Origin of the sequence: Atopobacter sp. AH10, from assembly GCF_003664595.1 — a bacterium.
GTDB lineage: Bacteria > Bacillota > Bacilli > Lactobacillales > Aerococcaceae > Atopobacter.
Genome location: NZ_QXPZ01000031.1, coordinates 79,026 through 89,297, shown reverse-complemented (window position 1 = coordinate 89,297; position 10,272 = coordinate 79,026). Strand labels below are relative to the sequence as shown.

The window sequence follows — 10,272 nt, the reverse complement described above, 5'->3', positions numbered from 1 at the left end:
CATCTGATCATACTCATAAGTTTTACCCGAGGAAGACTTGACGACTTGCTTAATTTGTCGAACCGTTCCACGTTTGAACTCTTGACTGATCGTTGAATGGTGTTTGCCCAATCTCCTAGCTATTTCTCTAAAGGATAATTTTTCTTCGCAATAAGCTTCTATTTTACACCGATCCTGATAGGTTAAATGTTTCCTATTCGATAGAGATGTGTTACTATTGGTGTGCGTCATGTAAATTCATCCTTTCATTGTTTGTCGTCAACTACAATGTTAACATGAAATTTACATGGCGTCTTTTTTTTCATAATTGAGCGGATAAGTTCATTCTAAAATCCACCAAAACTATAAATATTGGAAATCTGCCGGTAAAATTAATTAAAGGGTGGTCCCTTTTTCAACGGCAAGGTGGTCTCTTTTTCAATTGACATTAACATCTGGCTAGTTGAGATACCGTGGCTCGAAACGGTGTCATTGCTGTTGAACAGATGACTAATTTTCTAAAAGCTCTAGTTACTTTCTATAATCAATCAATAACCCGAAATAATAAGTGATGTACCTGGATATCGACCGCTTACGATCAATTACCATCCTTCTCTAATATTAGCAAGCGTTATCAACAATCTATAAAAAAGCCCAGGATCCAGAAACACTAGTCACAGAATCCTTGGCCTTATATCATCACTACTTTTATCACAAACAAGTTGACGTGAAAGGATCAACAGCAATCTAGATCTAAGTGCTCTTTTTTGCCTGTGTAGCTTAGCTGGCTCAAAAAGAAAAATCCTTTCACTATCTAAAAAACTTACACCATTTTGTAGGCTAGACTAAATAAGATGACAATTTCTTCAATTGGCTCTTTCTCCTACTACATTTAGAGAATACTCCATCCATTCTATCTGGCTAAAATCGTTCAAGAGAACTATTTCTCCTATATATTTAGAGAATACTCCATCCCTATGTTAAGCTCTAGCCTACAAATATCATTGCCCTGCTAAAAAAATCCACTAGTTATGCTATTTTAAATGAGCTTGGCTAAATTATAATAAAAAATGTATGATATACCATTTATATTTTTATTTCTTAACTAAATGGTGTTCGAAAGCGTAAATAGTCGCTTGTGTCCTATCCGCTACTCCTAGTTTAGATAAAATGTTAGAAACATGAGTTTTTACTGTTTTAAGTGTAATAAAAAGATCGTCAGCTATTTCTTGATTAGATTTCCCCTTAGCAATTAAAAGAAGCACCTCTAATTCTCTATTCGTTAAATCATCATAAGCATGATGCTTAGACTGCTCTTTATAGTGATTGAGCACTTTTTCAGTAACCTCTGATTCATAAATCGTCTTGCCTGCATTAGTCTCCCGAATAGCTTCGGCAATTTGATTAGCTTTAGATGTTTTAAGAATATACGATTTTGCACCTGCTTCCAGAGCTGGAAAAACTTTTTCATCGTCTAAAAAGCTTGTCACAATAATAATTTTAGCTTCCGGCCATTCCTTCATTATCCTACGAGTGGCTTCAATTCCGTCCACTGGTTCCATGACCAGATCCATTAAAATAATATCTGGTCTAAGCGCAATAGCTTTTTCATATCCCTCTTGTCCATCCGCTGCTTCACCGATGACTTCTATGTCTTTTTGAATCGCTAAATAGGAGGAAACTCCCACCCGAACCATTTCATGATCGTCTACTAATAGCACTCGTATCATCCTATTACCTCCATCTATTTGCTCGTTTTAGGAATCCTTATATCTATCGTTGTTCCCTTTCCTTTAAAAGAAACAATAGACAACTTTCCTCCCATACCTTCAACTCGTTCTCTCACATTTTGTAAGCCATAATTGCCCTTATTTTTGGTATGACTAGGGTCAAATCCCACCCCATTATCAGTCATTCTTAAAAAAATCTGGCTAGATAAATCTTTCAAGTAAACTTCTAGGCATTTAGCCCGTGCATGACGTAAAGTATTGGAAAGGATTTCTTGAACAATGCGAAAGAGATCATCTTCATTCCCTGGTCGTAAATGTATATCCTCCACTTGCCATGAAATTTCTATATTAACTTTACTCGACAATTCTTTTAATAAGCCAATGATACCATCTTTTAAACTTTGTTGCTCCAATTTAACAGGTCGAAGATGTAAAAGTAAGGCTCGCATTTCGATTTGCGCTTCGTTAACAATCTCTTCAATGCGTTGTAATTGCCCTTGCACTATTTCTCGATCAAGTGAGTCCCCTTCTGTTAAGGTGGCTAAAAGCATCATGGCAGCAAATAATTGTTGGCTCACAGAGTCGTGAAGTTCTCTGGCTATTCGATGCCTTTCTCCTTCCAAAATATCTTGTTTACTCTCTCCATCTACTAATTGAGGTTGGGCAGACATGTGTTGGACTTCATCCGTTAGGCTTAACAATTTATCTTTTAATTCATCAATCGCCTTTGAATACCCCTCTACTGAAAAAGGCATCTCAAAAATGGTGACTTGCTTTGTTTGATAAAATTCGGATTGGTAATTACCATTCCTTAAAGTCATTAAACGTTCGGAGATATTCTTTTCTATCCGTAAATCAATATAAGCCAAAACTAGGGCATTGATGAGGACTAGTGAAGCCATCACGGCAACAGAACTGAGGATAATCATTCCCCACTTTTGAACCGTATGTATGGGCAAAAAATGTTTCCAGAATATTATAGCAATAGCACTAAACAAGGCAAAAGCAAATATAGCTTCAATTAAGGCGTATTTAAAAAAGCGTTCTAATCGGATCACAGCACTATCACCTCCACATCTCCCAAAACAAGAGTAGAGATGATATGAATTTTTTTAGTTGCTTTGTCAAAATCCTCACTATAATATTGGAAAATATGATTTCGGAATTCTTTCTTATGCTCTATAAAAGTCACTTCACCCATCAAACCTTGATGTTTCAAGTGAATTCCCATGCCAGGTGGGACAATTAACTTGGTGTCCCCTATCAGTTTATTTAAGACAATATAGTTATCTCCATTACGTAAAATAGTTTTTCCTAAATCAATGACCGTATCACCCATAAAGGAATTTAAAACCATGTCATCCCATTCATAAACCTCTTGCCCTATATGTTGATCTCCGAACCACTTATGGCTATATGACACATGTTTTTCTCTTGGAATCGTCGTTTCTAGATTGACATATTGACTCAATGGCTGTTTAAGTTCATTATGAATTTTCGCTTTCCCTGTTAAGAAACTAACCAATAGGAAAATCGTTAAGCCGATATTTATCCAGGCTGCACTAGTTAGCAAAAAGGACATCATTAAACTAAAACAACCTATAGCTAGTAAGACATTATGGCGCAGATGCTTTCGAACTAATACACCAAGTAAAACAAATAAGCTACCCATAGAAAATAAGGTCATTTGATAAAAATCTTGCGTAATTTCTGCACCTGCTATGCAAATTAAAATCAGCTGTAAAATCAGAAGAATCTTAAACCAACTCTTGTATACCATTTCTTCATCACTCCCTTCCATTAGTCAATCAGACTCCACACTTATTATAAAAAAAAGACTTGTAACAAGACAAGTCTCTTCAGTCCTAAGTCCTATCAGACTTAAGATGTATTAGTTAGTTTCCACCTTGGTAATCTTCACGGTCATGTCCCCACCAGGCGTATTAATGGTGACCACATCATTTAATTTATGCCCGATCAAAGCCTTGGCAATTGGTGAATCATTAGAAATCTTCCCAGCTAATGGATCAGATTCTGCAGAACCAACAATCATATAAGTTTCTTCTTCACCGAACTCCTCATCGATAAATGTAACAGTTCGTCCTAAAGAAACTTCATTTTTAGCAATATGTTGGTCATCAATGATTACCGCAAAACGAATCATTTTTTCAATAGTCGAAATACGACCTTCAACAAAAGCTTGTTCATCTTTTGCGGACTCGTATTCTGAGTTTTCAGACAAATCACCATAAGAACGAGCGATTTTGATCCGTTCAACAATTTCTTTACGTTTATTGACTTTCAAATCTTCCAATTCCGCTTCAAGTTTTTCTTTTCCTTCACGCGTCATTGGGTATGTTTTTTCTTCCATGCAACTCATTCTCCTTGAGTAATGTAATAAGTGAATCTGTTTGTTTTATAACGTTCTTACAATAGCAGAATAATAAGAATTTTGCAATCATAAAATGCTATTTCCTTTTTACACTTGAAAAGAAAACAGGGCTCCCTCTAAATTAAAGCTTAAAGCAGATATCTTTCTCTCTTTTTTCTTACAAAAAAGAATTTCTTTACTATCAGCTGTTCTTAAAGAGATCGTATGACCACATCCATCTGGCTTGTCAAATGCTCCCTTCTTATTTTCGCCATTTCTTGACCATTTTAATCTAAAATAGATGTCTCGTATTTTACCAGTCTTTCTTAAGCTTTGGACTCTAGTATTTTTTCAATCTTCGTTGCAATCATATCTATTGCAACGTGATTTTCTCCACCTTCTGGGATAATTAAATCGGCATATTTTTTCATAGGTTCGATGAATTGTTCATGCATGGGTTTGACCACTGATAGATACTGGTGGATGATAGAATCTAAGGATCTGCCTCTTTCCTTCATATCCCGCTTTATTCGACGAATAATACGTATATCATCATCAGTATCCACATACAACTTGATATCCATCAAATCTCTAAGAGCCTTTTCTTCTAACACCATGATACCTTCCACAATGATCACATCACGTGGTTTTTCATGGATGGTTTCTTTACTTCTCACATGATCGTTAAAATTGTAGACCGGCTTATCAATTGCCTGATATGCTAACAATTTTTTGAGATGATCAATCAACAAATCCGTATCAAAAGCTTGGGGATGATCATAATTTGTTTCTAAACGCTCTTCAAAGGTCAAATGCGACTGATCTTTGTAATAAAAGTCTTGTTGCAGTAACATGACCGAATGCCCCTTAAATCTCTCCATAAGCGCCTTAGAAACGCTAGTCTTACCAGACCCTGATCCACCTGTCACCCCAATAACAATCGGCCTTGCTTTACTCATGTGCTTCCTCCTGCTAGCTGAAAATAAATTATCTTAGTGCATTAAGAACACCCTATTGGCCATCCTTTGGCTTATTAATATGCTCTTCCACTAATTTTTGATGTTCTTCATATGTTTTGGAATAATAGACTTTCCCTGTTTTTAAATTAGCTAGGAAATAAAGATTATCATTCTTAATATAATTGAGCGTTGCCTGAATAGCGGCTTCACTTGGACTATTAAAAGGTCCTGGCCCTAAACCAGTGTGTTGATATAGATTATATGGAGAATCTACTTTTGTATCTTTAAGTGTCACAAATTCCTTGTGTTTGTTCAAGGCATATAGAACAGAAATATCGGATTGTAACATCATATCTCTTGCTAGGCGGTTCCGAAAAACGCCTGCGATCATCTTGCGATCCTCTAAGTTTACCCCTTCTTTTTCTACCAAAGAAGCTAGGGTCATGATTTGATGAAGGTTCAACTCATCCTCTTCAATTTGTTCCTTGTATTTACTCATGACCTGATCAGTTTTAGCTATCATTTTTTTCACTAAAGTTTTTAGATCTTCCCCAGCTAAAACGTTATAAGTCGCTGGGAAGAGATAGCCTTCTAATTTATAGCGACTGTCCTTGCTTTTTAGACTATCTGACAAAAGATCAGGATATTCTTTTGCTAAATCAGATAAAAAGTTGTCGTCTTGCATCAAATGGATGAAATCTTCTTTTTTATAGACTCCAGTTTGATCAATAGCTTTGGCAATTTGCTCAATGTTTTCCCCCTCACGCACCAAAACTTTCTTTTGCTTTTCTGCGGAATCTTTCCCCTGCTTTTCTAATTGCTTAATGACTTGTTTAGCTGTCATAGAGGGTGAAAAATCATAATAGCCTGCTTGTAAATCAGCAACATTTTGGACTTTCATATAGAGATTAAAAATTTTAGCATTACGAATAATCTTCTTATCTTCTAAAATTTGAGCAATTTGCCGATTCGAAGAACCAAGAGGTATCTCTACTTCTACCTTTTTAGCGCTTGATGAGGAAAGGGGTTGTAAAGCATTAGAGACATAACGATAGCCCGCAAATCCTAAGATGAGCGCCAGAAGTAAAAGGACACGCAAAATGGATCGAGAAATTTTACCCGCTAGATCTCTTTCCCTATTTTGTTGTTTTCTCTTTTCTTCCATCTTTTTTTCTGCAGGTGTTTTTAAAGGTCTTTTCATGACTAAAAATCCTCCTAAAATAACAAGCGGGAGCTACCCACTTGGTAACTCCCTTTCACTTGTATGGGCTGGCTTAACTATTTAATTGCTCATCATCCATAAAGGTGTTAAGCACTTCATCCACCATATCCCATTCTTCATCACTTTCAATTGGCATTAAAGTACCTTGTAACCCATCTTCATCTTCTTCATAAGCAAAGGCGCTTAATTCTACTGTCTCATCATTTTCTGCGTCACTTGGATAGGTAATAACATAGGACCGACCAAAGTCATCTGATTCGAAGGTGAGTAGAATGGTATGCAACTGTTCATCACCATTTTCATCAATAATGGTAATAAAATCTTTGTTGTCTTCTAAGCCATGGTCATGTTCGTGATCATGTGTATGTTCCATCATTTTCCTCCTCTAAATTGATTTATGTGCTTGACGATCTAAATAAGTTTGTAAAATAATGACCGCTGCAAGCTTATCAATCACCTGCTTGCGTTTTCGCCGAGAGACATTGCCTTCATCTATTAAAAGTCGCTCAGCTGCAACTGTACTTAAGCGTTCGTCCTGATAAACGACTGGTAAACCTAAGCTAGAGTGAAGTAACTCGCCATAGTTTCTAGCTGCCTCAGCTCTTATCCCTTCAGAGTTATCCATATTCTTAGGCAAACCGATGACAACCTTCTCCACCTCATAGGCCTCAATAATTTCTTGAAGTCGATCCAAGTGCCATTCCTCTAGCTCTTCATTGATCGAAACGATTTCTATCCCCTGCGCTGTCCAGCCAAGAGGATCACTTACCGCTACACCGACCGTTTTAGAACCCACATCCAAACCCATTAACCGCATTAAATATTCCTTCCATTTGCTTCCATATAGCGTTTTACTAGTTCTTCCAATAACTCATCACGTTCGTGTCTTCGAATAAGATTACGGGCATCATTATAGCGAGGAATATAAGCAGGATCCCCAGATAATAGATAACCTACTATTTGGTTAACTGGTTCATACCCTTTTTCTTCTAATGCATCGAAAACAATCGTCATTGTTTCTTGAACAGATTGCTTCTTCAACTCGTCAAAATGGAATTGTACCGTTTCATCATTTGATGGCATGGAGACACCTCTTTTCCTTTCAGCAGTTGAACACATGTTCCCACTGTACTTTTATTTTACACGTTATTGCTCAAAAGAACAACTATAGGTCTATAAGAAGTAAGATATCCCAGTCTATATTTTTGCGATTGATGCGTGTTAAGTTTTTTTGCTACAGGTCTATTTTGAAAGAGCTAGTCGCAAATCTTCAAAAGCTTGATTTAAACCTTCTACTTTCTTCCCACCAGCTTGAGCAAGGCTAGCCTTACCACCACCGCCACCTTGTATTGCAGGTGAAATGGCCTTGATCAATTGCCCAGCATGGAGACCCTTTTGTTCAGCTTCAGCAGATACAGCAACTAACAATTGAACTTTATCGTCTGCTACATTAGAGATAGCTAGGACATCGGAAGTCTTAGCTTGACGCCATTGGTCAGCCAAATGTCTCATATCATTCATCGATAAACCTTTTTCTTCTTTAATGATTAATCGAACATCCCCGATTGTTTCAATTTGATCCGTTAACCCTTGCAAGTCTTTTTGCATTTGACGACTAAGTAGGCTTTCCTTTTCTTGTTGTAAGGACTTAATTTGATCCTGTAATTGACTCACCTTGTGGCTCAATTGACTAACTTGTGGAACTTTCAATTGCCCTTGAAGTTCTTTTAGCAAGGCTTCTTGTTCTTCTAAGTAAGCAATAGCCTTTAGGGAAGTTCTAGCTTCAATCCGACGAATACCAGCACCGATACCTGATTCACTGATAATCTTGAAGAGGCCAATTTCAGCAGTATTGGATACATGGGTCCCACCACAAAGCTCGATAGACCAGTTGTCCACATTTACTACCCGTACTTTTTTACCGTATTTTTCACCAAAGAGAGCCATCGCACCCATTTCTTTTGCTTTTTCAAGCGTGGTTTCAATAGTCCGTACTGGTAAAGCACGTGCTATCTTATCGTTAACAATGTCTTCCATTTCCTTTAATTGCTCACTCGTTACTTGACCGAAGTGAGAAAAGTCAAAGCGCAAAAGATCTTCATTAACCAAAGACCCTGCTTGGTTGGCATGTTTCCCTAAAACATCCTTTAAGGCTTGGTGGAACAAGTGGGTTGCAATATGGTTCCGTTCGATTAAGCGACGACGTAAATGATCGATTTCTAAATGAACCTTTTGCCCTAATTGAACAGGTTGATCTAATTCCACTATATGCACGTTTTGACCATTAGGTGCACGTTTAATATTGGTTACACGGCCTAGTTGTTGCCCATCTTCAGAAAGAATTACCCCTGTATCGGAAACCTGACCACCCATTTCTGCATAGAATGGTGTTTTCTCAGTCACGATTTCTACTTCATTCCCTTTAGATACACTCTCTACTAATTCGTCTTCAAAAATTATCGCCGTGATTGTTGTATCAGCTTCATCTGTCCCATACAAGAATTCACTTGGTGTTTCTAGAGTTCGTAAAGTTTCACTTTGGACATTCATCGATTGGGTCTTATTGCGTGAAGAACGAGCACGTTCTTTTTGCTTAGCCATTTCAGCTTCAAAGCCTTTTTCATCGACAGTAAAGTTAGCTTCTTTAGCGTATTCTAAAGTTAATTCCAATGGGAAACCATATGTATCGTAAAGTTTGAAAGCAATAGGCCCTTCAACTACAGAGTTGCCAAGAGATTTCTGCTCTTCTATATAAGAGTTCAATAAATCTAAGCCCCCATGTAGGGTTTCAAAGAAGCGGTCTTCTTCTGATTTAATGACCTTTTGAATAAAAGCTTCTTTTTCTACAATTTGTGGGTAGTGTCCGCCCATGATTTCCCCAACAATTGGTACAAGATTGTATAAGAATTGTTGTTGAATCCCTAACCGGTTCCCATGCATAACAGAACGACGAATTAAACGGCGAATGATATAGCCACGACCTTCATTAGAAGGTAAAGCCCCGTCAGAAATCGCAAAAGTTACTGCCCGAGCGTGGTCAGCAATTACTTTGAAGGAAACTTTAATTTCTTCAGAATCATCATAGTGAGCCCCAGTTAAGCTCTCTACTTGACGGATAATCGGCATGAATAAGTCCGTTTCAAAGTTAGTTGGTGTATCTTGAATAACAGAAGTTACCCGTTCAAGCCCCATCCCTGTATCGACGTTTTTATGAGGTAGTGGAACATAGCTATCATCTGCTTGGTGGTTGAATTGAGAGAATACCAAATTCCAAATTTCCAAGTAACGTTCATTTTCCCCACCTGGATAATTTTCAGGATCGTCATCTTCTAAATCTTGATAAGCTTCCCCACGATCATAGAAAATTTCCGTATCAGGACCACATGGACCTGCCCCTAAATCCCAAAAATTATCGTCAACAGGATAAATGTGACTTTCATCGACTCCATTTTTAATCCACAATTCTTTTGTTTCAGTATCTTCAGGATAATAGGTCACATACAGACGTTCAGGATCCAAACCTAATCCCTTTTCCTTATCTGTCAAGAATTCCCATGCCCATGGAATAGCTTCATGTTTGAAGTAATTTCCAATAGAAAAGTTCCCCAACATTTCAAATAAAGTATGGTGGCGAGCCGTTACACCAACGTTATCGATGTCATTTGTCCGGATACTCTTTTGAGAAGAAGTCAAGCGTGGACATTCAGGAATTTCAGAACCATCGAAATATTTTTTTAGGGTGGCTACCCCAGAGTTTACCCACAAAAGGCTTGGATCATTCACTGGGATTAGTGAGGCACTTGGCAACACCAAGTGTCCCTTCTCTTCAAAAAATTTCAAATAGCGTTGTCGAATTTCTTGACTTGATAACATATTATTCCTCATTTCATTCATAATTTACTGTGATTAGCAAGAAAATACTTGCTATCTTTAAGATCGAATTGCTACTAGTTTATCGAAAACTTCTTCATTATTCAATACGTTAGGAATTCATTACCGAACTTTACAATC

At 37.4% G+C, this 10,272-nt stretch carries 11 protein-coding genes; all 11 read right to left on the bottom strand.

The genetic code is table 11. The features are described 5' to 3' along the window. A partial coding sequence (locus tag D3H64_RS07195) for a helix-turn-helix domain-containing protein (protein WP_147429903.1) occupies positions 1-231 on the bottom strand: 231 nt, incomplete at its 3' end. 842 nt (positions 232-1,073) lie between these two features. Next, positions 1,074-1,709, bottom strand: a complete 636-nt coding sequence (locus D3H64_RS07190; RefSeq protein WP_121565573.1) for a response regulator transcription factor — start codon at positions 1,707-1,709, stop codon at positions 1,074-1,076. 14 nt (positions 1,710-1,723) lie between these two features. Beyond that, on the bottom strand, positions 1,724-2,767 hold the full coding sequence (locus D3H64_RS07185; protein WP_233554914.1) for a sensor histidine kinase: 1,044 nt from the start codon (positions 2,765-2,767) through the stop codon (positions 1,724-1,726). Beyond that, a complete protein-coding gene (gene liaF, locus D3H64_RS07180) occupies positions 2,764-3,510 on the bottom strand; it encodes a cell wall-active antibiotics response protein LiaF (protein WP_121565572.1) in 747 nt (248 codons plus the stop codon). Before liaF ends, D3H64_RS07185 begins: the two co-directional genes overlap by 4 nt. A 90-nt stretch (positions 3,511-3,600) precedes the next feature. Further along, a complete protein-coding gene (gene greA / locus D3H64_RS07175) occupies positions 3,601-4,080 on the bottom strand; it encodes a transcription elongation factor GreA (RefSeq protein ID WP_121565571.1) in 480 nt (159 codons plus the stop codon). Between the two features lie 326 nt (positions 4,081-4,406). Beyond that, positions 4,407-5,039 carry a uridine kinase gene (udk, locus tag D3H64_RS07170; RefSeq protein WP_121565570.1) on the bottom strand — a complete coding sequence of 211 codons (633 nt, stop codon included), beginning with the start codon at positions 5,037-5,039 and terminating at the stop codon, positions 4,407-4,409. A 52-nt stretch (positions 5,040-5,091) separates the two neighbouring features. After that, a complete protein-coding gene (gene mltG, locus D3H64_RS07165; protein ID WP_121565569.1) occupies positions 5,092-6,240 on the bottom strand; it encodes an endolytic transglycosylase MltG in 1,149 nt (382 codons plus the stop codon). Positions 6,241-6,313: 73 nt separating this feature from the next. Beyond that, positions 6,314-6,637 (bottom strand): DUF1292 domain-containing protein, encoded by a 324-nt coding sequence (locus D3H64_RS07160; RefSeq protein WP_199700149.1) that lies wholly within the window; start codon positions 6,635-6,637, stop codon positions 6,314-6,316. A gap of 9 nt (positions 6,638-6,646) precedes the next feature. Beyond that, positions 6,647-7,078, bottom strand: coding sequence for a Holliday junction resolvase RuvX (gene ruvX, locus D3H64_RS07155; RefSeq protein WP_121565567.1), 432 nt, complete (start codon positions 7,076-7,078; stop codon positions 6,647-6,649). Next, complete coding sequence (locus D3H64_RS07150) at positions 7,078-7,344, bottom strand: IreB family regulatory phosphoprotein (RefSeq protein WP_121565566.1); 267 nt, start codon at positions 7,342-7,344, stop codon at positions 7,078-7,080. The genes ruvX and D3H64_RS07150 overlap by 1 nt, the downstream gene beginning before the upstream one ends. Positions 7,345-7,503: 159 nt before the next feature. Further along, positions 7,504-10,134, bottom strand: coding sequence for an alanine--tRNA ligase (alaS, locus tag D3H64_RS07145; RefSeq protein ID WP_121565565.1), 2,631 nt, complete (start codon positions 10,132-10,134; stop codon positions 7,504-7,506). Positions 10,135-10,272: the final 138 nt, after the last annotated feature.

What these genes read in the sequence shown, in the direction of transcription:
- D3H64_RS07150 (WP_121565566.1), bottom strand. Translation starts at nt 7,344, where the DNA reads ATGCCATCAAATGATGAAACGGTACAATTCCATTTTGACGAGTTGAAG.
- mltG (WP_121565569.1), bottom strand. Translation starts at nt 6,240, where the DNA reads ATGAAAAGACCTTTAAAAACACCTGCAGAAAAAAAGATGGAAGAAAAG.
- alaS (WP_121565565.1), bottom strand. Translation starts at nt 10,134, where the DNA reads ATGTTATCAAGTCAAGAAATTCGACAACGCTATTTGAAATTTTTTGAA.
- greA (WP_121565571.1), bottom strand. Translation starts at nt 4,080, where the DNA reads ATGGAAGAAAAAACATACCCAATGACGCGTGAAGGAAAAGAAAAACTT.
- udk (WP_121565570.1), bottom strand. Translation starts at nt 5,039, where the DNA reads ATGAGTAAAGCAAGGCCGATTGTTATTGGGGTGACAGGTGGATCAGGG.
- ruvX (WP_121565567.1), bottom strand. Translation starts at nt 7,078, where the DNA reads ATGCGGTTAATGGGTTTGGATGTGGGTTCTAAAACGGTCGGTGTAGCG.
- D3H64_RS07190 (WP_121565573.1), bottom strand. Translation starts at nt 1,709, where the DNA reads ATGATACGAGTGCTATTAGTAGACGATCATGAAATGGTTCGGGTGGGA.
- D3H64_RS07160 (WP_199700149.1), bottom strand. Translation starts at nt 6,637, where the DNA reads ATGATGGAACATACACATGATCACGAACATGACCATGGCTTAGAAGAC.
- liaF (WP_121565572.1), bottom strand. Translation starts at nt 3,510, where the DNA reads ATGGAAGGGAGTGATGAAGAAATGGTATACAAGAGTTGGTTTAAGATT.